At 61.1% G+C, this 20,285-nt stretch carries 20 protein-coding genes and 2 tRNA genes; 6 read left to right on the top strand and 16 right to left on the bottom strand.

All coding sequences use genetic code 11. The features are described 5' to 3' along the window. Nucleotides 1–2 precede the first annotated feature (2 nt). From I6E52_RS02115 to aceA, 5 genes are all read right to left on the bottom strand, one after another. Complete coding sequence (locus tag I6E52_RS02115; RefSeq protein WP_197154516.1) at nucleotides 3–410, bottom strand: DUF779 domain-containing protein; 408 nt, start codon at nucleotides 408–410, stop codon at nucleotides 3–5. Between the two features lie 83 nt (nucleotides 411–493). Further along, complete coding sequence (locus tag I6E52_RS02120) at nucleotides 494–2,017, bottom strand: aldehyde dehydrogenase family protein (protein WP_197154517.1); 1,524 nt, start codon at nucleotides 2,015–2,017, stop codon at nucleotides 494–496. A gap of 128 nt (nucleotides 2,018–2,145) precedes the next feature. Then, complete coding sequence (locus I6E52_RS02125) at nucleotides 2,146–3,423, bottom strand: transcriptional regulator (RefSeq protein WP_231601736.1); 1,278 nt, start codon at nucleotides 3,421–3,423, stop codon at nucleotides 2,146–2,148. Nucleotides 3,424–3,498: 75 nt separating this feature from the next. Then, nucleotides 3,499–5,118: a malate synthase A gene (gene aceB / locus I6E52_RS02130; protein WP_231601737.1), complete on the bottom strand. Its 1,620-nt coding sequence runs from the start codon at nucleotides 5,116–5,118 to the stop codon at nucleotides 3,499–3,501. Between the two features lie 46 nt (nucleotides 5,119–5,164). After that, complete coding sequence (gene aceA, locus I6E52_RS02135; RefSeq protein ID WP_197124446.1) at nucleotides 5,165–6,466, bottom strand: isocitrate lyase; 1,302 nt, start codon at nucleotides 6,464–6,466, stop codon at nucleotides 5,165–5,167. 142 nt (nucleotides 6,467–6,608) lie between these two features. On the opposite strand from aceA, the gene I6E52_RS02140 reads away from it, so the two are divergent. Further along, entirely contained in the window at nucleotides 6,609–8,078 is a 1,470-nt protein-coding gene (locus I6E52_RS02140; RefSeq protein WP_197154521.1) for a helix-turn-helix transcriptional regulator, read from the top strand. Here the strand turns inward: I6E52_RS02140 and I6E52_RS02145 are convergent. Next, on the bottom strand, nucleotides 8,075–8,902 hold the full coding sequence (locus tag I6E52_RS02145; protein WP_197154523.1) for a DUF1684 domain-containing protein: 828 nt from the start codon (nucleotides 8,900–8,902) through the stop codon (nucleotides 8,075–8,077). The two genes, I6E52_RS02140 and I6E52_RS02145, sit on opposite strands and share 4 nt — an antisense overlap. A 76-nt stretch (nucleotides 8,903–8,978) precedes the next feature. Continuing rightward, nucleotides 8,979–10,337: a CoA transferase gene (locus I6E52_RS02150; RefSeq protein WP_197154525.1), complete on the bottom strand. Its 1,359-nt coding sequence runs from the start codon at nucleotides 10,335–10,337 to the stop codon at nucleotides 8,979–8,981. A 34-nt stretch (nucleotides 10,338–10,371) separates the two neighbouring features. On the opposite strand from I6E52_RS02150, the gene I6E52_RS02155 reads away from it, so the two are divergent. The 3 genes from I6E52_RS02155 (at nucleotide 10,372) to I6E52_RS02165 (ending at nucleotide 12,048) form a co-directional block, all read left to right on the top strand. Continuing rightward, the gene (locus tag I6E52_RS02155) at nucleotides 10,372–10,560 is read left to right on the top strand and encodes a PLDc N-terminal domain-containing protein (protein ID WP_197154527.1); all 189 of its coding nucleotides are present in this window, start codon (nucleotides 10,372–10,374) and stop codon (nucleotides 10,558–10,560) included. A gap of 82 nt (nucleotides 10,561–10,642) precedes the next feature. Continuing rightward, a complete protein-coding gene (locus I6E52_RS02160) occupies nucleotides 10,643–11,305 on the top strand; it encodes a Pr6Pr family membrane protein (protein ID WP_197154529.1) in 663 nt (220 codons plus the stop codon). 65 nt (nucleotides 11,306–11,370) lie between these two features. Beyond that, on the top strand, nucleotides 11,371–12,048 hold the full coding sequence (locus tag I6E52_RS02165) for an HAD family hydrolase (protein ID WP_197154531.1): 678 nt from the start codon (nucleotides 11,371–11,373) through the stop codon (nucleotides 12,046–12,048). Nucleotides 12,049–12,058: 10 nt separating this feature from the next. On the opposite strand, the gene I6E52_RS02170 is transcribed toward I6E52_RS02165, so the two are convergent. Together I6E52_RS02170 and I6E52_RS02175 are read right to left on the bottom strand one after the other, a co-directional pair. After that, nucleotides 12,059–12,132: transfer RNA gene (locus tag I6E52_RS02170), tRNA-Ile, on the bottom strand. A 112-nt stretch (nucleotides 12,133–12,244) separates the two neighbouring features. Then, the gene (locus tag I6E52_RS02175; RefSeq protein ID WP_197154533.1) at nucleotides 12,245–12,499 is read right to left on the bottom strand and encodes a hypothetical protein; all 255 of its coding nucleotides are present in this window, start codon (nucleotides 12,497–12,499) and stop codon (nucleotides 12,245–12,247) included. A 137-nt stretch (nucleotides 12,500–12,636) separates the two neighbouring features. Here I6E52_RS02175 and I6E52_RS02180 point away from each other — a divergent pair, with 137 nt between their 5' ends. Continuing rightward, nucleotides 12,637–13,179: a Dps family protein gene (locus tag I6E52_RS02180; protein ID WP_197124438.1), complete on the top strand. Its 543-nt coding sequence runs from the start codon at nucleotides 12,637–12,639 to the stop codon at nucleotides 13,177–13,179. A gap of 56 nt (nucleotides 13,180–13,235) precedes the next feature. On the opposite strand, the gene I6E52_RS02185 is transcribed toward I6E52_RS02180, so the two are convergent. Together I6E52_RS02185 and I6E52_RS02190 are read right to left on the bottom strand one after the other, a co-directional pair. Next, nucleotides 13,236–14,468: a glycosyltransferase gene (locus tag I6E52_RS02185; RefSeq protein WP_307842323.1), complete on the bottom strand. Its 1,233-nt coding sequence runs from the start codon at nucleotides 14,466–14,468 to the stop codon at nucleotides 13,236–13,238. A gap of 142 nt (nucleotides 14,469–14,610) precedes the next feature. Continuing rightward, entirely contained in the window at nucleotides 14,611–15,552 is a 942-nt protein-coding gene (locus I6E52_RS02190; RefSeq protein WP_197154539.1) for a DMT family transporter, read from the bottom strand. Between the two features lie 40 nt (nucleotides 15,553–15,592). On the opposite strand from I6E52_RS02190, the gene def reads away from it, so the two are divergent. Further along, a complete protein-coding gene (gene def / locus I6E52_RS02195) occupies nucleotides 15,593–16,156 on the top strand; it encodes a peptide deformylase (protein ID WP_197154541.1) in 564 nt (187 codons plus the stop codon). A gap of 4 nt (nucleotides 16,157–16,160) precedes the next feature. On the opposite strand, the gene I6E52_RS02200 is transcribed toward def, so the two are convergent. The 5 genes from I6E52_RS02200 to I6E52_RS02220 all read right to left on the bottom strand — a co-directional run bounded on the left by I6E52_RS02200 (nucleotide 16,161) and on the right by I6E52_RS02220 (nucleotide 20,285). Further along, nucleotides 16,161–16,826 (bottom strand): response regulator transcription factor, encoded by a 666-nt coding sequence (locus I6E52_RS02200; RefSeq protein WP_197105800.1) that lies wholly within the window; start codon nucleotides 16,824–16,826, stop codon nucleotides 16,161–16,163. Then, a complete protein-coding gene (locus I6E52_RS02205; RefSeq protein ID WP_197154543.1) occupies nucleotides 16,823–18,118 on the bottom strand; it encodes a sensor histidine kinase in 1,296 nt (431 codons plus the stop codon). Before I6E52_RS02205 ends, I6E52_RS02200 begins: the two co-directional genes overlap by 4 nt. A gap of 197 nt (nucleotides 18,119–18,315) precedes the next feature. Further along, a tRNA-Asn gene (locus I6E52_RS02210) sits at nucleotides 18,316–18,388 on the bottom strand. Between the two features lie 51 nt (nucleotides 18,389–18,439). Beyond that, the gene (locus I6E52_RS02215; protein WP_307842324.1) at nucleotides 18,440–19,477 is read right to left on the bottom strand and encodes a beta-propeller fold lactonase family protein; all 1,038 of its coding nucleotides are present in this window, start codon (nucleotides 19,475–19,477) and stop codon (nucleotides 18,440–18,442) included. Beyond that, nucleotides 19,464–20,285, bottom strand: coding sequence for a dipeptide/oligopeptide/nickel ABC transporter ATP-binding protein (locus tag I6E52_RS02220; protein WP_307842326.1), 822 nt, complete (start codon nucleotides 20,283–20,285; stop codon nucleotides 19,464–19,466). Before I6E52_RS02220 ends, I6E52_RS02215 begins: the two co-directional genes overlap by 14 nt.

A 20,285-nucleotide genomic window follows, 5' to 3' on the forward strand; every position in this document is an offset into this window, starting at 1 on the left:
GCCTAACTAAACGGTTCGGCAACCTCCATGAGCGTCGAGCGAATCAAGAAACGCACTCCCTCCGGCGCCTCAAGAGAGAATCCGCTGCCGCGACCTTTGACAACATCAATCGTCAAAAAAGTGTGGCTCCAGTAGGCGAACTGTTCGACCGACATCCAGAATTCGATCGGCTGCTCAGGCTGACCGTGGGGCGCAATATCGAACACCCCCAGAAGCACATCGCTCGCTCCCGTGACGAACTCGCCTGCGGCAAAACACATCGGCGAGCTGCCATCGCAGCACCCGCCAGACTGATGAAACATGAGCGGGCCGTGTGTGCGCCACAGTGCTCGAAGCAAGTCGATGCTTTCGGCCGTCATGGCTAGGCGGGGTTGGGTTTCTCCCGGGATTACAACGCTTGCATCAATCATTTCTTGGCTCCTCGCCGCGGTAGATAGCGCAGTGGCGGCCAGCACGTCTGCACTGGCCGCCACCTCCTCGTGCGATCCCTGGTTTAGAAGAATCCGAGCGCGTTCTCGGAGTATGAGACCAGCAGGTTCTTGGTCTGCTGGTAGTGGTCAAGGGCGAGGGCACTATTTTCGCGGCCGATTCCAGAGCTCTTGTAGCCGCCGAACGCGGCGCCAGCGGGATAGGCGTGATAGTTGTTGACCCACACGCGACCCGCCTGCAGGTCGCGTCCGGCGCGGTAGGCAATATTGCCATTACGTGACCAGACACCGGCACCCAAGCCGTAGAGCGTGTCGTTGGCGATGGAGATACCGTCGGCGTAGTCGTCGAAGCTTGTTACTGCAACGACCGGCCCGAAGATTTCCTCCTGGAACAGGCGCATCTTGTTGTGACCTTCGAAGATTGTCGGCTGCACATAGAAGCCGCCACTCAGATCGCCACCCAGATCAACCCGTTCGCCGCCGAGCGCTAGTTTCGCGCCCTCCTGCTGACCGATGTCGATGTAGCTCAGAATCTTCTCTAGCTGGTCGTTTGAGGCTTGAGCACCCACCTGCGTGGTGGTGTCGAGAGGGTTGCCCTGAAGCGCACGGCTCGTCCGCTCCACGGCATCGCCCAAGAAAGAGTCGTAGATCGACTTCTGGATCAGAGCCCGGCTCGGGCTCGTGCACACCTCACCCTGGTTGAAGGCAAAGAGCGCAAAGCCCTCTTGCGCTTTGTCGTAGTAAGCGTCGTCGCGGTCCGCAACATCCTCGAAGAACATGTTCGGGCTCTTTCCGCCCAGTTCGAGAGTCGCCGGGATGATGTTGGCACTGGCGTACTGCAGAATCAGTCGGCCAGTGGTGGTCTCCCCCGTGAACGCGATTTTGCGGATGCGCGGGCTCGACGCAAGCGGCTTGCCGGCTTCGACGCCGAATCCATTCACGATGTTGAGGACACCGGGCGGGAGGATGTCCCCAATAAGTTCGATGAGGACCAAGATCGAGGCGGGCGTCTGCTCCGCTGGCTTCAGGACTACCGCGTTACCCGCGGCCAGGGCTGGAGCGAGCTTCCACACGGCCATCAGGATCGGGAAATTCCACGGAATGATCTGCCCAACCACTCCGAGCGGTTCCTTGTAGTGATACGCCGTCATGTCGCCATCCATTTCGGCGAAGTGGCCCTCTTGCGCCCGAATGGCGGCAGCAAAGTAGCGGAAGTGATCAGCCGCGAGCGGAAGGTCAGCGTTGAGTGGCTCCCTAATCGGTTTGCCGTTATCCCAGCTTTCGGCGACAGCCAGCATCTCCAGATTCGCATCAATGACATCCGCGATCTTGTGAAGAACCGCTGCGCGCTCGGTGGTGGAGGTCTTGCCCCACGCAGGGGCCGCCTTGTGGGCTGCATCGAGAGCCAACTCGATGTCTTCGGCAGTGCCGCGGGCTACCTCGGTGAACGGGCGTCCGTTGACCGGGGAGAGGTTTTCGAAGTACTGCCCCTTGACCGGAGCGACCCACTCACCGCCAATCCAGTTCTCGTAGCGTGGCTTGAAAGTCATGAGAGATTCGGGTGTGCCGGGGGCTGCATAGATGGTCATGTGCTGACTCCTGTCGACGTCATTGTCTGGGATGCGACGGCACAACTCGTGCCGTGGCCTGAACTCTAGGTGCGGGCAGGTTGCCGCAACGTTGCAACTTCTTGCGAGGCGGTCAGGCGGCGAGGCAGTTAGGCGAGCTCGGCGTTGATACGTTCGAGGCGCGAGACGACAGACGCCCGTTTCGGAGACTTGGCGGGCAATCGGGTGAGGCAGGCCGTCCACACTTCAACGTCGTAGGCGGCCTCATCGCTGCGCGCATAGGTCAGCAGTGTGTCGAGCGAGGCGTCGGTCAACATCGCGTCGCGCACCCGGGAGCAGACTTCATCCCGAATCGACCGAATGCCGGGAGCGACAGAGCGGGGCAGCACAGGCCCCGAGTACCCGGCTAACGCCACACGATGCGCGCCGCGATCGAGAAAAGAGAGCACCCGACGGGCATCGAGATCGAGGGCTCGCGCCAGCTTGTAGGGGCGCGAGGTCGGGACAAGGCTCGGATCAGCTTTCTCGAGCACCCGACGCAGTCTGACCATTTCGGGGCGAACCGTATCGACTGAGCAGCCCAAAAGTTCAGCGAGCCGCTCAGCAGAAAGTCCGGCGGGATGCCAGGCCAACAACACTAAAATCTCGGCATGGCGCACGCTCAGTTCGATTACCGTGCCTGAGAGTTCGAGAGCACCTCCTTCGAGGCCGAGCACAGAGAGCGCCGGCAGCGCTTCAGGACGCACAACCGCGCGGTGGATGGTGCGCCGCGGACGAGCTCGCTCGGCATCGAGCGTTTGAATGCGCAGCTCTGACTCGACAGCGGCGACGGCGGCTTCCATGAGCGGGAGTGTCGCGGGCGCGACAGCGTCATCGCCACCCGTGATATCGATAACGCCGAGCATTGCGCCAGTTGACGGATCATGGACGGGAACAGCGGTGCAACTCCAGGGATGCACAATCCGATTGAAGTGTTCGGCTCCACGAATTTGGATGCCGTGGTCGAGAGCGAGGGCTGTGCCGGGGGCGCTTGTTCCCACGGCTTTCTCGCTCCAGTCCGCGCCTTCGACGAACAGCATGCCCTCCGCACGGCGGCGGAGCGTGCGATCTCCGTCGATCCACAGGAGGCGGCCATCTTGGTCGCCGATCGCGACGATGAGGCCCGCATCAAGGGTGTGACGGATGAGTAAGCGATGGATTGTCGGAAGAGCGAGCGACAGCGGGTGAGAGTCTCGATACTCGCGCAGGTCGTGGTCGGTGAGTTGTCGCGAGTCGAGCGGCTGATCGGGGTCAAGTTCGAGTCGCAGCGATCGTTGCCACGATTCATGCACCAAACGGCGAACGCCGGTGGCGACGGAGCGATCACCGATCGCAGTGTTGTGCGCTTGCTCTACGAGGGCACGCGCGCTGGATTCAGCGGTGGACATCCACGGGCTAGCCACTGGCACTCCGATCAACGTTGGTCGAGTGCCCTCATAATACGCGGCTAGCCCATGGACGGGTCAGGCAGCAGTCTCGCGGGGCTGTTCTACGAGATAGCTGCTGTAGGCGCTGAGGGTGAGGAAGGTGGGGAAATCATCCTCTAGCGTCACTTCACGGAACACTGCCGCAGCATCATCGAAGCGGTCACCCGGGGTGCGCTCAAGCGTCGCGAACACGTGGGCGAGTTCTTCCTCAATACCCCGGTGCGTGATGGGCGTGCCCTCCGCGGTCACAACGCGCTGGTGCATCCACTGCCACAGCTGGCTGCGGCTGATCTCAGCGGTAGCGGCGTCTTCCATCAGGTTGTCGATGGCGGCAGCGCCGACTCCGCGGAGCCAGCTTTCGATGTAGCGCAACGCGATGGAGACGTTGGAACGCACTCCGGCATCCGTTACCGCACCGTCGATGCGCAGGTCGAGCAGATCGTCGGCGGTCACGTGAACGTCGTCGCGCAGGCGGTCAACCTGGTTGGGACGCTCCCCCAGTACCGCGTCAAACTCGGCACGAGCGGTGGGGATGAGATCGGGATGTGCGACCCAGGTGCCATCGAAGCCATCGGTGGCCTCGCGGCGCTTGTCGCGCGTCACAGCGTCGAGGGCGCGAGCGGTCACTTCGGGGTCACGACGGTTCGGGATGAAGGCGCTCATGCCTCCGATGGCATGTGCTCCCCGCTTGTGGCAGGTGGCAACGAGCAGCTCCGTGTAGGCCCGCATGAACGGAACCGTCATCGTGATGGCGGAGCGGTCAGGGAGTACAAAGCTCGCCCCACGACCGCGGAAGTTCTTGATGATCGAGAAGATGTAATCCCAGCGCCCTGCGTTGAGCCCAGCACAGTGCTCGCGCAGCTCGTAGAGGATCTCTTCCATCTCGAACGCGGCAGGAATTGTCTCGATCAGCACCGTCGCGCGGATCGTGCCGTGCGGAATGTTCAGCGCGTTTTCGGCGAACGTGAACACGTCATCCCACAGACGCGCTTCGAGGTGGTTCTCGATTTTGGCGATGTAAAAGTACGGGCCGCTGCCGCGCTCGATCAGTTCGTGCGCATTATGGAATATGTAGAGCCCGAAGTCGACGAGCGATCCGGATGCTGGCGTGCGCAACCCTGCCCGGTCAGTGTACCGGAGGTGCTTTTCTACCAAGTGCCACCCGCGCGGTCGCATCACGATCGTTGGCGTCTCCTCGCCGAGAGCATAGGTCTTGCCCTCGGGAGAAGTGAAGTCAATCTGGCGACGGATCGCGTCGTACAGGTTGATCTGGCCGCCGATGACGTTGTGCCAGGTCGGGCTTGTCGCGTCTTCCTGATCGGCAAGCCACACCTTCGCCCCCGAGTTCATGGCGTTGACGGTCATCTTGCGATCTGTCGGCCCCGTGATCTCCACCCGACGATCATCGAGTCCAGGACCGGCACCGGCAACGCGCCAGCTGTCGTCCTCCCGAATTGCTGCCGTCTCCGGCAAGAAGCGCAGGTTGCGCCCGTTCGTGATGTGCTTGCGCGATTCCATGCGAGCTGCGAGGCGGTCATGGCGGCGACCAGCGAACTGGTCATGCAGCCGCGTGAGGAAATGCAGCGCATCCGGGGTCAAGATTTCGTCGAATCGATCCTCCGATTCAGCGATCGGTTCCATTCTGCGAGTAGTCATTATCTGTCCTTAGAAAGTTGCGTAGTCGAGGGGTGGCGGTGCCGGTTTAATGAAATTGCGCCGTTTCGGTGCTGCCGACGAGGGCGAGGGTTTCGCTCGTGGGGTTGAGGGCCGTCGCGATTCGATCGAAGTACCCTGTTCCGACCTCGCGCTGGTGGCGCGTTGCCGTGTAGCCGTCTGCTTCAGACGCGAACTCTGCCTCCTGCAGTTCCACATACGCACTCATGTGACGCTCGCTGTAGCCCCGAGCCAGGGTGTACATCGAGTGGTTGAGGGCGTGGAACCCGGCAAGAGTGATGAACTGGAAGGCGTAACCCATGGCAGCCAACTCGCGCTGGAAGCTCGCGATCTGGTCATCGTCGAGGTGACGCTTCCAGTTGAACGATGGCGAGCAGTTGTAGGCGAGCTTCTTACCGGGGAACTCCTTGTGGATGCTCTCCGCAAAGGTGCGCGCCAGCTCAAGATCGGGCTTCGCACTCTCCACCCAGAGCAGATCTGCGTAGGGCGCGTAAGCGTGGCCTCGACTGAGCACCGTTTCGATGCCCGGAGTGGTGCGGTAGAAGCCGTCGCTGGTGCGCTCTCCCGTCAAGAATGGCTTGTCGCGGTCATCCACATCGTTGGTAATGAGGTCGGCAGCGAGCGAGTCGGTGCGAGCGATGATGATGCTCGATACCCCGGCAACATCGGCCGCGAGCCGAGCCGCGTTGAGAGTGCGAACGTGCTGTGCGGTCGGGATGAGTACCTTGCCGCCCATGTGGCCACACTTTTTCTCTGACGCGAGCTGGTCTTCCCAGTGAACGCCAGCAGCTCCGGCTTCGATCATGGAGGACATGAGCTCGTAGGAGTTCAGAGGCCCGCCAAAGCCGGCTTCTGCGTCGGCCACAATCGGCGCCATCCAATCGATCTTGGGAGCGCCATCCTCGGCGGTCTCAATCTGGTCGGCCCGCATCAGCGCGTTGTTGATGCGACGCACAACGGCCGGCACGCTGTTGGCCGGGTAGAGGCTCTGGTCGGGGTAGGTCTGGCCGGAGAGATTGGCGTCGGCGGCAACTTGCCAGCCGCTGAGGTAGATCGCTTCGAGCCCGGCGCGCACTTGCTGCACAGCCTGGTTGCCGGTGAGCGCGCCAAGCGCGGCGACCCATTCGGTGTTGTCGCGCTGCAGGAGGTTCCAGAGGTTCTCGGCGCCGCGACGAGCAAGCGTGCGGTCTTCCCTAACACTTCCGCGGAGGGCAATGACGTCTTCGGCGCTGAAATCGCGTTCGATTCCGTTCCAGCGTGCATCCGTCTTCCACTCGGTTTCGAGTTCGGCTGCGGTCTGGTTTTGGTCGCCGGGGCGGTTGTTCGTCATTGCTGGCTCCTTCGTCAGTGGTTCATCGGTACTTCGTTTCTTCGACTCTGGCACCCCTGCACTAGTTCTTCACCACGATTTGTTGCAGAATTATCCTGATTCTTCTGTTTTTCGACAGAAGACCATCAAGGAGGATGTTCGGATGACCCCACGCACGCGTACGCAGGCAGACGATGAGGACATGTTCGATTCCCTCACTGTTGGCCGCCGCATCCGTCAACTCCGCACCGATCGCGGTCTCACCCTCGATGACCTGGGTGCCGCACTCGAGCGTGCGGCCTCTCAGGTCTCCGTTATCGAGAACGGCAAGCGAGAGCTCAAGCTCAGCGAGCTGCAGAAGATCGCCCGCTTCTTTGAGGTGTCGGTGGATGAACTCCTGAGCTCAGAGCCGCCGTCACGGCGTGCTGCCCTCGAGATCGCTCTCGAACGCGCACAGCGCGGTCCGCTCTACAACTCGCTCGCGCTGCCCGAACTGCCGGTGCGCAAGACCCTCAGCGATGAGGCAATCGAAACCGTGCTCGGCTTGCACGACGAGCTGCAGCGCTTGCACCGTGAGCGTGCGGCAACGCCTGAGGAAGCCCGCCGCGCTAATACCGAACTGCGGCGCATGATGCGCAGGCGCAATAACTACTTTGGTGAACTTGAGACGACAGCCCGAGAACTGCTGGATGCCGTCGGCCACACCGGCGGACCGCTCTCCCAACGGGTTGCCTCTGACCTTGCCTCCCACCTCGGGTTTTCACTGCACTACGTGCCCGATCTGCCCGCCACCACTCGCAGCGTGACGGATCTGCGCAATGGCCGCATCTACTTGCCGGTGGCGCAGGGCGAAGGAACCGACCCACGCTCGACGCTGCTGCAGGCACTTGCGGGGCATGTGTTGGGCATCCGGGAGCCTGCTGACTACTCTGAGTTTCTGTATCAGCGCGTGGAAACCAACTATCTGGCGGCGGCCCTCATGGTGCCGGAGAAGACCGCTGTCGACTTTCTCACTGCGGCGAAAGCGCAGCGAGAACTTTCCGTCGAAGATCTGCGCGATGCATTCGCGGTGCCGTACGAGACAGCAGCCCACCGCTTCACCAACTTGGCGACCGAACATTTGGGCGTTCCCGTGCATTTCTTGAAGGTGCACGAGGGCGGCACAATTTCCAAGGCCTACGAAAACGACAGTGCAGCGTTTCCGACGGATGCGCTTGGCGCGATCGAGGGACAAATCGTGTGCCGGCAGTGGAGTGCGCGCCAAGTCTTCGACGTTGAGGACCGCTTCAGCCCGTACCACCAGTACACCGACAAGCCAGGCGGCACTTACTGGTGCACGTCGCGCATCCAGTCGGGCCGCCGCGGTGATTTCTCGGTGAGTCTGGGCACGCCGTTTGCGTCAGCAAAGTGGTTCCGTGGGCGCGACACCACAAACCGTGCCGTCTCAACGTGTCCGGATGAGGGATGCTGCCGCAGCGCGCCCGAGAACCTGTCGTCACGCTGGGCGCAACATTCGATCCCGAGCGCGCGGCTCAACAGTTCGCTGCTCGCGGCAATGCCCACCGGAATGTATCCCGGGGTTGACACCACCGAAGTATTCGAATTCTTGGAGTCGCACTCGCCGCGCGGCTAGTCGTGAAGCAGCGAGCCGTCCTTCTTCATGACGTTCTTTTCGCCAGCCTCGATGGCAACCGCGAAACGATTTTGCTTGGGCGGCATGGGGCAGTTGAAGTTGTAGCTGAAGGCGCAGGGCGGCAGGATCGCGAGGTTGAAGTCGAGAACGATGGTGCCGTCGGGGTTGGGAGCGACAAAGAGAAAGCGACCAACGCTGTAGGTGTCAACGCCGCTCGTGGCATCCGCGAACACGAGCTGGAGGGCACGGCCTGATTTGAAGGCGGCGAGGTTGTAATCGACGCCATCCTTCGTGAAGGAGATGTCGCCCGGAATCGGCTGTTCCCGCTCTTGGCCGTCGTCTTTAAGGTGTTCGAAGCCGAGAGTGGTTCCCTCGGGGTTGGGTGTGAACGCGGCGGTGATTACCCAGTCCGGGTTGTAGCCGTAGGCGTCGATCGTTCCAAATTCTTGGATGGCGGGCGAGTTAGTGTCCCAGACGCGCAGGGCGTGGTTTCCCTCGGGGGCTGTGATGACGAACCCGGTGACGGTTTCTCCGAACACGATCGTGCTCGGGTTTTCGTCGCTCTTGCTGCGCACCACGGCGCTGCCCTCCACGAGCGTGCCGTCAACAACGATGTTGTCTTCGGCCGTGGCGGTGACTGTGAGACCGTTTTCGTGCGGAGCCCACGTGCCGGGCACTCCCCAGATGGTCTGTTCAGCATCCACCCACTGGGTGTTGGTGAGAGCAAGATTGCCGTTCTGCTGCACGACCGCCTGGTCGCGACGTTCGCGAAAGAGCGCGAGCTTAGCTTCGGGCGTGAGTGTGGGCGCAGCAGTGTCAGTCATAAGTCCATCCTTGTTGAAGTCCATGATGCCAACCACCGCCGACACGGGATTATTTCAGGAAAGCCAGATCGGCTTGTTAGGAAAGCCACGCCGCTTCGCTCGAACCCCACTCGACCGCAGGGGTGCTGAAGCGTCCAGGCCCGCCCGCGTAGGCCGGCGCAGGCACGGCACTAGTCACCCCGTCGTGAGTCGTCACCGTCGGTGTGAAACCAGCGGATGCCGTCGGCGCGTGCCGCGGACGTCGCTGCTGCAACAGTTCAGTCGCCAGTCCCGCGAGCGACACCTCCACTAGCCACGAGTGGCCCGCATCGATCCGGCGGCGTACTGCGGTCGTGATGCCAGCCGCAAGCAGATACCCAGCGGCATGGTCCAGAGCTTGAGCAGGTAGAGCGCCCGGCGTTCCCTTGCCTTCGCCCTCAACCAGCGCGATTCCTGTTGCGGCCTGAACAATGCTGTCGAAGCCGCGGCGTTCAGCCAACGGTCCGACTGTTCCCCACGCCGAAAGGCGGCCCACGATAATTCCCGGGCGTCGCTCGGCGAGAGCCGCGGGGGAAAGCCCGAATTTATCCAACGAGCCGGGGCGGTAGGCGGTGAGTACGACATCCGCGGTCTCAAGCAGCTTCTCGAAGGTTGCTCGGTCGGTGTCGTCGTCGAGGTCGAGCAGGGCCGAACGCTTGCCGGCACCAGTGTCGAGGTGTTGCCACGGGATTTCAGGATGCCTTGGGCTGTCGATACGCAGAACGTCGGCGCCCCACAGGGCCAAGGTTCGCCCCGCGACGGGCCCGGCGATCACGCGGGTGAGGTCGAGCACGCGCAGGCCCGCCAGTGGCGCGTCGACGGTGGTTTCGGTGAGGTGAGCCGGTTCGGTATCGCCGAGCGATGACAGCTCGACGACGGGCAACTCTGCCAACGCCTCGGCTTGCGGATGTTCGGCCCATTCCTCTGCGGTGCGTACGACGGTGGCAACTCCCCCGGCGGCAACAACTTTCTCTTCGACGTCGGCCGCATCCATCGTGTGGAGCGCGAGCATGAACTCGTCGGCGCCCGTACCGTCGGGCAGTTCGAGCGCGTTCAGCAGAGCTGCGCGGTGGTGCGGATAATTGGCATGCGTGCGCACCCACCCGTCGCTGCAGGGCCAGAACCCGGAGAGTTCTGCCCACGCCGTGACCGGTTCGCCATCGTGCCGAAAGTGTTTGTCGCTCGTAACGGCAGTCGCCACTTTGAGCGGATTGAGCTCAACGGAAGGAACCGCGCATCCGACCCTCCGTGCCGCCAGCAGCGACGCTGAAAACGAGGCGGCAGCGATAGCGTCATGAACGAAGCGACCCGAAGGCAGCGTTCCGGTGAGGGGCACAGCAGTGCCATTGTCACGCACTAAGGCGAGGGCGGCGGCATCTTCCCCGAGGGCATGCCACGCAGCATCCAGCAAACTCATAACTTGATAGTGCCATGCCCGATAGATTTAGACCATGGAACCTATTAGCTTCAGTTTTGGCATCGTCGGCCTGGTCATCTTCATCATCACCGTCGTTTCGATCGCCAAGAGCAACAATCACGGTGTGCTCGGCAAATTCGTGTGGATCTTGGTCGCCTTCTTCTTGTCGATCTTCGGTTCGATCCTGTGGCTGATCTTCGGTCGCGGCAAGGTGCGCAACTAACGACACCGTTCCCTTCTGCGTGCGATCGCACTGCACTCGCTAGAGTCAGTTCGATCGCACGTTTTTTAGTTCGAGGGGAACTATGACTTACGCAGCCAAACCCGCTACACCCGAGAGCCGAAATGGCGCGGTCGTTGTCGCAGTATTGCGCTTAGCGATTGCCGCGCTCGTCGCTGCCGCGGTCATCGCAACCGTTGCCGAAGCGGCAGGGCGCACCGTGATCAACCCGTTCAACATGTTTGGGTACTTCACGATTCAGTCCAACATCATCCTTGCGGTCGTGTACGCGGTCATCGCGGTTGTTTCTCTACGCGGCGAGGCAGCTTCACCGGCGCTTAACATCGCGCGCGCTTCAGTGACCACCTACATCATCATCGTCGGGGTCGTCTATGCGACGCTGCTCGCCCCACTCGGTGCAGCCGGCGGCGTTCCCGTCGCTTGGGCGAACACAGCGCTACACATCATTACCCCGATATTTGCTCTTGCCGACTGGATTCTCTTCTCCGACCGCGCCCGCATCGCGTTTAGTCGCCTCTGGATCGTGTTGATCTACCCCATCGTCTGGGTCGTCGTCGTTCTCGTACGCGGCGCAACTGATGGTTGGGTGCCGTATCCGTTCCTGCACCCCGACACCGGCTACGGCAGCGTCTTCTTCTTCGTCGGCCTCATCGTCATCGTCATGATCGCATTCGGGTCTCTCGTATTCTGGATCTCAGGCAAACGTTCACTTCTGCGCGTACCGTAAGCCCCAGTACTTGAGATAGCCGCAGCATTCGGGCTGTGACGCTGGAGTACAGAAAGCCGGTAGAGATGACAAACGCCCCTGTGACTCTGTTTTTCGATGTCAACGAGACGCTGTCTGATCTTTCGCCCGTCGCCGACGCTTTCGAAGCGGTTGGCGCAACGCGAGATCGGGCAGCATCGTGGTTCGCGAGCATTCTGCGTGACGGATTCGCGCTCACCAGCACTGATAGCGAGGCACGCTTTCTTGACATCGCCACGGTGAACGCGCGCGACGCTCTCGGCAGCTCTCCCCTCACCATGCCACTGGACGACGCAGTAGATGCCGTCATCACCGCGTTCTCCAGCGTGCAACTTCACGAGGATGTCGCTCCGGGATTCCGGTCGCTGGCCGACGCCGGCCATCGACTGTTCACTCTCTCCAACGGACCTGCGAGCAACGCCGAGCGCATGCTCACTGGGGCGGGAGTCGCGGATGCGATGGCGGGCTTCTTGTCAGTGGAGGGACACTCCCCGTGGAAACCTGCACGCGCAGCGTACGAAGGCGCGCTGACTCGCACCGGCGCCGGGGCCACTTCGGGCGACGCATTTCTCGTGGCGGTGCATCCATGGGACATCCACGGCGCCGCCAACGCCGGACTCTCGACGGTGTGGGTAAACCGCAGCGGAGCGCACTACCCGGAGCACTTCACGCCGCCGACTCTGACGGTCGAAACGCTGAGTGAGCTCCACAAGCGATTAGCGTGAATGCGAAATGTAGGGCGGATGGGACTTGAACCCATGACCGACGGATTATGAGTCCGCTGCTCTAACCAGCTGAGCTACCGCCCCGTGCCCACACGAGTGCGAGCGCGTATCTACGTTACCGGCAAAATCAGCCAGGCAGCGCACGCCACTGCTCAGAGTAAATCCCAGCGCTGGATAAGAAATCTCCGCGCCCGATCTAGCGATCGGATGAAGCCACATTCGCGTTCACGTGGGGGCGGGAAAGGCCCACGTGGATTGAGATGCCCATCGCTGCGACGAGACTCAACAGCAGCGCTATGAAGCCCGCAAATACGGCGACGTAGTAGGTGCCCGGATCCGGAAGTATGCCCATCTGCGGTTCCATGTAATACCAAATCGTGGCGCCCACGTTGAGACCAAGTACAACGATGAAGGCCGGCACGAGCCAAGCGAAAATCAGTAGAAATCTCATTGCCACGGTGCTCCCCCTCAGATCTGACGGTAAATTCGAGCCTAAGTCACGAGTGGCGGGCGATCCAGTCTCGCGCACTCAGCTTTCTCCCAAGGAATACTGAGCCAGCGCCAAACCAACGCTCGTACGGTGGCACCATGACTGATTCACAGAAAGCGCAGACCACAAGTCCGGCCAAATCTGGGGCTCGCAAAACCCGCCAGCAAAATGCTGAGCGAGGCTTCACAGCATCCAAGGGTCTGGCCGACCGCCTTCAGCAGGTTCTCGTAGAACTGCTCGAGCTTCAGCTTCAGGGCAAGCAGGCTCACTGGAACGTCGTTGGCAAGAACTTCCGCGACACTCACCTTGTGCTTGACGAAATCATTGATGCTGCACGCGGCTTCAGCGACACCATTGCTGAGCGGATGCGCGCACTCCACGCCACCCCCGATGGCCGCAGCGACACCGTGGCCGAGACCACGACTCTTCCCGCATTTCCGGCTGGCGAGGTGGACACTGCCCACACCATCGACCTTCTGACAGAGCGCCTCGAAGCAACAATCGAAACGATTCGCGAAGTGCACGATCCCATCGACGAAGAAGACCCCACGAGCGCGGATCTGCTCCACGGCATTCTCGAAACGCTCGAACAGTACGCCTGGATGGTATCGGCCGAAAACCGCACCCCCGCAAAGAAGTAGGCTCCACGCCTACGCTCACGAGCCGATTGCTGTGGCTCCCACGAGAGCGTCTCCGACTAGGAGGCGCTCTCGTTCTTTTTGTCGGATGACACCGCGGCAGAGACCTCTTCGCCGCGATACATGCTCTCGAACGTATCCAAGGTGCGCTGGATGTCGTGGGCAGCCACAATGGCCAAGCTTTCTTTCTTGAACTTCAGAACCTCATCCGCTGACATCGACAGCACTTGGGTGAGTTTTGCGGCCAGATCCTCGACGTTGCCGGGCTCGAACAGGAACCCGTTCTCGCCATCGTGCACAAGGTGAGGCAGAGCCATAGCATCAGCAGCGACGACGGGCAGTCCAGAAGCCATCGCCTCCATTGTTGAGATGCTTTGCAGCTCCGCGATCGATGGCATCGCGAACACTGAACCACGCTGCAGCGCATCACGCAGTTGATCTTGCTCGACAAATCCGGTGAGGGTCACACGATCCGCGACGCCCAACGAGGTTGCGAGGGCACGAAGTTTTCCCTCGAGCTCTCCCCCGCCGACGATCTCGAGCTTCGCGTCGAGCGAAGGGTCAAGAATCGCGAGAGCGCGAATGAGTTTATCGATCTGCTTCTCGTCGGAGAGGCGCCCCAAGAACACAATGAGGTTCTCCGGCTTGGGCTCAAGATTGCCGTTGTAACCATCGGCATTGATCCCACACGACACCGCAACGACGTTGCGCACGTTCGTGTTTGCTTCGAGATATTCGGCGGCGCGCCGGGTCGGAGTGGTTACCCACGCGGCACGCAAGAAGGAACGTCCGGCAGCAGCCCACCCCGCCTGAATAGCTTTTCGGCGCAAAAACTTGGGGATGATGTAGGCGTGATCGAGTAAATTCTCGGGCATGAAGTGATTAGTGCCGACGAGGCGAATTCCTCGCTTCTCGCCCTCGATCGTCATGCCGCGGCCGACGATGATGTGCGACTGAAAGTGGATGACATCGGGTTTCACCTGATCAAGGATGCGTGCCGAATTTTGCCTGACCCGCCACGGCATCATGAACCGCAGCCACGGGTGGCCGAGCCAGCGCCACGAGTAGAGGCGATGCAGGGTCATTTTCTGGCCCTCATGCTCCTCGACCATCGTGCCCAACTTCTTGTTGGAGTACGAGGGAGCCACAATGTGCACATCGTGGCCGCGCTCAGCGAGACCAGCGGCCAATCGAGCAATGAAGGTCGCTGCACCATTAATTTGCGGCCAGAAAGTGTCGGCACCGATCAGAATGCGAAGTCGCGGTTTGCCCTCGTGGGGCGAGCGTCTCACAGCGGAAGTCACAGTCGAAGAGTTCCTTAACAGTTGTGCGTCACGAGCCAGTGCGTTTACGACCCGGTCAGGTCAACGGCATCTAATAACGTACCTCACGCGGCCTGCACGCACGGGCTACTCGACCGAGCGCCTCGAAATGCTACGACTTCAGTTGCGGGTGGTGCTTCGACAGCGAGAACACACCGAAAATGGCCACGGCACCCGTAATCACAAACGCAATGATTGCCCAGAATGGCGCATCGGCTGCTTCTCCCAGAACAAGGATGCCGACCGTCACCGCAACGAGCGGGTCGATAACGGTGAGTCCCGCCACCACGAGGTCTGGCGGGCCGGAGGCGTAGGCGGTCTGCACGAAGTACGAACCGAGAAGGGATGCAGCGATGAGCCCAACAATGCACAGGATCGTAAGGAAGTCCGTGCTCTCAAATCCAGAACCAGAAATCATGATCGTCTTGATGCGGTCGATGACAACCTTGGCGAGCGTCGCGACGAAACCAAACAGCATGCCGGCACCCAAGATATAAAAAACAGGGGACGCGTTCTTGCGGAAGACCAGGAACAGCACGATCCAGAGGGCCAAGACGATCGCCAAGACGATGAGCACAATTGACAGCTCACGCTGGGTGATAACCGTGGACTTGGCGAACATCGCGGCGATTCCGACAAACACACCAACGCCGACAACGCACATCACGATCGCTCGAATGGAAATGGCGTCCAAGCGCACCTTCGCGATGCGGGAATTCATGATCGCGGTCATCACGAGCGCAACGGCGCCGAGGGGTTGCACCACCATGAGCGGGGAAAGCGACAGGCTCGAAAGCTGAAAAACGATGGCGAGTCCGAGAAACGCCGTGCCGATTACCCACGACGGACGGGCAAGCAGCGCCTTGATCTGGGAAAAGTTGAGGCCTGTGTTGGCTTCGCTGCCATGGTGCTGCTCCATGCGGGCAACGCCACGATGTTGAAACTGCGCTCCCAGCGACAACAGGATCGCGCCGATGAGCGCCAACGGAATACCCACCGCTTGCAGCGGCGTCAGGCTTATCTGATCGCTGAGGTCAAGGATGTCCGGCGGCACTCGTCAAATGTACTCGGTTCACACGGGATATTCTGGGTACATGGCCGTTCTTCCCATCATTATCACCGGCGATCCGGTGCTCCACACTCCAGCGAACCCGGTGACGGCCTTCGATAGCGAGCTCACGACTCTCGTCAACGACATGATCGAGACGATGGAAGAAGCACCGGGCGTCGGCTTGGCCGCGCCGCAGGTCGGCGTCGGCTTACGCATCTTTGTCTACGACTGGACCGACGACGACGACACGCACTGGCATGGCGTCGCCATCAATCCCGAGCTTTGGCAAAGCCCCACCCCCGTGCTCGACGCCGACGACGCGGATGAAGAGGGTTGCCTCTCGATTCCCGGCGAACGCTACCCGCTTGCACGTGCCGACCGCGTCATCCTGCGCGCCTTCGACCTGCAGCAGCAGCCGTTCGAAATCGAAGCGTCGGGCTGGCTCGCCCGCATTTTTCAACATGAATACGATCACCTCGACGGCGTGCTCTACGCCGACCGCCTGCAGGCTCCGGATGCCAAGGCGGCCGCGAAAGCGATCCGCAAGCAGGGCTGGGGTCAGCCTGGGCTCTCGTGGTTGCCCACCGAGGAACAGCTCGACGCCTAACGCGTCACACGGCCCGCCCCAGCGAAACCAACCCGGTCTCATAAGCAATGACGACGAGCTGTACGCGGTCGCGCGCCATGAGCTTGGACATAATGCGGGAGACATGAGTTTTGGCCGTCAGCGGGCTCAGAAAGAGTTTGACGCCAATCTCAGCATTCGTGAGCCCCTGCCCAACCAGGGCGAGAACTTCGCGTTCACGCTCGGTGATCGCCGACAGAATGCTGGCATCAACCGCCACTTGTGAGCCGCGGGCAAAGCGCTCGAGTAGTCGTTTTGTAACGCCAGGGCTCAGCAGGGCGTCGCCGGACGCGACCACACGCACCGCCCGGATCAGCTCGACCGGCTCAGTGTCTTTCACAAGAAAGCCGCTCGCTCCGGCGCGAATAGCCCGCGCGACGTACTCATCGACCTCGAACGTTGTGACGACAACAATGCGCGTCTCAGCGAGGTCGGGAATGGTCGCAATTTGCTCGGTTGCCCAGAGTCCGTCACCATCGGGCATCCGGATGTCCATCAGCACGACATCGGGACGTTCACGTCGCACAACCTCGATAACGTCGGTTCCGGTGGCCGCCTCGCCCACAACCTCGATGTCATCTTCGGCGCTGAGCAGACTTCGAAAGCCCGCGCGAATCAGTTGCTGATCATCCGCAACAACAACACGGATCATGCGGATGCCGAACGACGCGGAATACGCGCGGTCACCACGGTGCCGCGCGGCGTGGCTTCGGCCACGCGGAGCGTGCCGCCGAGAAGTTCGGCCCGTTCGCGCATACCCAACAACCCTCGCCCCGCTGTGTGTCCGTCGGTATCGATACCGACACCGTTGTCGGCAATAGTAGCGACATAGTCGTCGCCTTCGACCGCCAACGAGACGATGGCCGAGGTTGCTGAGGCATGACGCACCACATTGGTGAGCGACTCTTGCACGATTCGGTAGAGCGCCAGCTGCAGCGCCGGGGCAGTATGTTCCGAAATCTCTGAGGTGAGTTGCACCTCAATACCCTGAGCGCGCACCGAGTCGGCGAGGCTCGCGAGTCGAGAGAGATCAGGCTCAGGAACCAGCGGAGCATCATCCTCACCAGCGTCAGCGCTTTCGCTTCGCAACATCCCTAGCAGCGATCGCACTTCATCGAGCGCTTCTTTGCTCGAAAGTTTAATGCTCGCGAGTGCTTCTTCAGCTTGTTCTGGCTGCTTATGCATGAGATGAAGACCGACGCCAGCCTGCACGTTGATCTGGCTCAGTGAGTGCGCGAGGACGTCGTGCAATTCCCGCGCGATTCTTGTGCGCTCGGCTCGCAGCTCTTCTTCACGGCGACTCGCAAAGGCGGTGTGGAACTTCTCGAATTGCTCACGCCGGCGACGATTCGCTTCAGCGAAGCCCAGCACCAACAGCAGCCCGATCGTGGTGGGAACAACGCGATGCGGGTCTAACTCAATGCCCACAACCAGCGCGGCAAGAAGCGTAGCTTCCCACACGACAATCATCGACACCCAGGTCCAGGTGCGCGCGCCATACGAAATCGCGATGACAATGGCGAACGCGAGAGCAAGATAGGGCGGGGATAGCAGTGAGTAGCCAATGAGAAAGTCCGCAGCAGCCAAAGCTGAGATGACGGCGATGAGAGGCCCCGGATACCGTCGGATCCACAAGAGCAGCAACGGGCCAATGAGGGAAAGCGCGATGGCCGCGATCCCGCCAGCACCAATACTGCTGAGTTCAAGAACGGTGCTGAATGGCAGCACGGATGCCGCATCGCCATACTCCGCGTAGGCGCCGGTCCAGATCACCCCCACAATCGTGATCGGCACTTGCACCAACAGTGAGATCACCACCGGAATCCAGCGTCGCAAGCGCCGCGATCGCGAAGACTGCGACGCGCGGATACCCGTGCCGCTCAATAGCGATTCGAGCATCGCATTCGATGAGCGCGGAGCGGAACGACGGGACAACGAAGGCATTCTTCGATGCTAGTTGGCCGTGTGCGCGGCTGCGTCGGCCCGGCGGCGCAGCTCGCGGTACTCCCGGCGGAGTAGGCCACAACGTTCGGCACTCGACTGCGTCTCCGCGGCACCTCGAAACTCGCGCCCAGCGGTGCGCAGCTAATAACGCCGGAACGCACAAAGTCCCGGCCACCTTAGTGGCCGGGACTCATAAGCTCCTCGACTTGGACTCGAACCAAGAACCTACGCATTAACAGTGCGTTGCTCTGCCAATTGAGCTATCGAGGACCGCTGTGCAACTCAATTACTTTAGCAAATGATTTCGCAGTTCAAAAACCATCAGACGATTCTGGCGAGGTATGTTGGCGAAAGTACCCGGGTTGGCGGGGCAATCAGCTGCGGAATACCGTTCGGATCGATTCTGAAACTAGCCACTTCGTGCGAATACTGGTTGCAGACGTGAAGAATGCCGTCACTCATGATGATGTGGCGCGGCCAGTTCCCCTCGCACGACACAGAAGTGAGGGGTGCAACACTTCGGCCATCGTCAGCAATCGTCATGACCGCAATCTGATTGCTGTGGCGCACCCCAGCGTAGGCGAAGCGGCCGTCGGCAGAGATTGCGATGGCGGACGCTTGGTCGCCTTCCACAGCACCAGGCAGCGCGATGGAGCACAGTTGCTGCAGTGCACGGTTCTTCCACTCGAAAACGAGCAAGCCGCATCCGTGTTCTCCGAGCACATAGAACAGATTGCCGGGGCGGGCGACGATATCGCGCGGACCAAACCCTGCCGGCGTAGCGACCTCGGCGATCTGTTCGATCGCGAAATCGACGTAGCTGAAAACGCGGATGAGGTCGGCGCCCAAATCGAGAGTGAATAGCGTGCTGTCATCGACAAAAACGGAAGAGTGCGCGTGCGGGCCCTCCTGTTGCGGTCGTGGACCGAGCCCGACAGTCTCGACGACCTGACGCGTGTCGAGCGCCGTGGGTTTCGCCGAAGCCTCGATGACTCCGAGCGTGCCGCTGCCATAGTTTGCGGCAATGATCGTGGAGCCATGGACCGCGATGTGGCAGGGGTATTGGCCTCCGCTGGCGGTGAACGTTGGAGTGCTGAGGGTCTCGCCGTCGCGGTCGAATGCTGCGACCTGGCCTGATCCTTCGAGCGTCGAATACACGCGGTCACCATCGACCACGATAAAGGATGCCGAGGGCACCTCCGCTACACGCTGCGCGAGCTCGAGCGACCCATCCGGCCTACTGCGCAGGACAGAGATGCCTTCGGACTCGCACTCCATATCAGCACCCCAGCCGCCCACCAACCAGGTCGAGGCGGGCACGGGGGTGACGTTGGGCGTTATTTCATTAGTGCCGGTCACGTTCGAGCTCCACAAGTGAGTGGGCGAGCCCCTTCACATAGGGGTGCCACGGGTCGGAAAGGACTTCTGAAAGTTCACCAGAACCAACGAGGATGCCGCGATGCATAATCGCAACATTCGTTGCGACCCGGCGGACCGCGGCCAGGTCAGCGGTGACCAGCAGTGCCGAGAACTCGCGTTGCGCTTGCAGATCAACGATGAGGTCGAGGATGGCTGAGCGCACGTTGACGTCAATACCGGCGGTGGGGTCGTCGGCCACGAGCAGTTGCGGCTCGAGGATCATGGCACGTGCAATCGCAACGCGCTGACGCTGCCCCTTGCTCAACTCGTACGGGTACCGGTTCATGACCGAGAGCGGCAAACGCACAGTGTCGATGAGGGTCGCAACAGCTTCGGCGGCTTCCCGTTGGTTGAAACGACGATCCCGCACAAAAATCGGTTCAGCAATGTTCTCGCCGACCGTGAGCCGACTATTGAGGTGGTTGCCCGCATCCTGAGGCAGATAACCCACGCGCAAGCTCAATTGATCGCGCTTGCGTCGACTCACCGAGCGCAGTTCGGTGCCGAGCACTGTGAGCTCTCCCCCGCTAAATAGCGGCGAACCGTAGGCGCCCGTCTCAGCATGAAGTGCAACCGCTTTGGCAAGAGTGCTCTTGCCCGAGCCACTCTCGCCCACAACGGTCAATACTTCGCCAGCGGCAATCTCAAAACTCAAACCATTGACAGCAATCGAACGCGTTTCAGGGTTGCGTGACGGGTAGCGCAGCGACAAGTCGCGGGCGCTCACGGTGGGCTGAGTAGAAGTCAC

Origin of the sequence: Salinibacterium sp. NG253 (genome assembly GCF_015864945.1) — a bacterium.
Taxonomy (GTDB): Bacteria; Actinomycetota; Actinomycetes; order Actinomycetales; family Microbacteriaceae; genus Rhodoglobus.

Excerpts from the sequence above, each read along its gene's own strand:
- I6E52_RS02115 (WP_197154516.1), bottom strand. The coding sequence starts at position 410 with ATGATTGATGCAAGCGTTGTAATCCCGGGAGAAACCCAACCCCGCCTA.
- I6E52_RS02120 (WP_197154517.1), bottom strand. The coding sequence starts at position 2,017 with ATGACCATCTATGCAGCCCCCGGCACACCCGAATCTCTCATGACTTTC.
- I6E52_RS02125 (WP_231601736.1), bottom strand. The coding sequence starts at position 3,423 with ATGTCCACCGCTGAATCCAGCGCGCGTGCCCTCGTAGAGCAAGCGCAC.
- aceB (WP_231601737.1), bottom strand. The coding sequence starts at position 5,118 with ATGACTACTCGCAGAATGGAACCGATCGCTGAATCGGAGGATCGATTC.
- aceA (WP_197124446.1), bottom strand. The coding sequence starts at position 6,466 with ATGACGAACAACCGCCCCGGCGACCAAAACCAGACCGCAGCCGAACTC.
- I6E52_RS02140 (WP_197154521.1), top strand. The coding sequence starts at position 6,609 with ATGACCCCACGCACGCGTACGCAGGCAGACGATGAGGACATGTTCGAT.
- I6E52_RS02145 (WP_197154523.1), bottom strand. The coding sequence starts at position 8,902 with ATGACTGACACTGCTGCGCCCACACTCACGCCCGAAGCTAAGCTCGCG.
- I6E52_RS02150 (WP_197154525.1), bottom strand. The coding sequence starts at position 10,337 with ATGAGTTTGCTGGATGCTGCGTGGCATGCCCTCGGGGAAGATGCCGCC.
- I6E52_RS02155 (WP_197154527.1), top strand. The coding sequence starts at position 10,372 with ATGGAACCTATTAGCTTCAGTTTTGGCATCGTCGGCCTGGTCATCTTC.
- I6E52_RS02160 (WP_197154529.1), top strand. The coding sequence starts at position 10,643 with ATGACTTACGCAGCCAAACCCGCTACACCCGAGAGCCGAAATGGCGCG.
- I6E52_RS02165 (WP_197154531.1), top strand. The coding sequence starts at position 11,371 with ATGACAAACGCCCCTGTGACTCTGTTTTTCGATGTCAACGAGACGCTG.
- I6E52_RS02175 (WP_197154533.1), bottom strand. The coding sequence starts at position 12,499 with ATGAGATTTCTACTGATTTTCGCTTGGCTCGTGCCGGCCTTCATCGTT.
- I6E52_RS02180 (WP_197124438.1), top strand. The coding sequence starts at position 12,637 with ATGACTGATTCACAGAAAGCGCAGACCACAAGTCCGGCCAAATCTGGG.
- def (WP_197154541.1), top strand. The coding sequence starts at position 15,593 with ATGGCCGTTCTTCCCATCATTATCACCGGCGATCCGGTGCTCCACACT.
- I6E52_RS02200 (WP_197105800.1), bottom strand. The coding sequence starts at position 16,826 with ATGATCCGTGTTGTTGTTGCGGATGATCAGCAACTGATTCGCGCGGGC.
- I6E52_RS02205 (WP_197154543.1), bottom strand. The coding sequence starts at position 18,118 with ATGCCTTCGTTGTCCCGTCGTTCCGCTCCGCGCTCATCGAATGCGATG.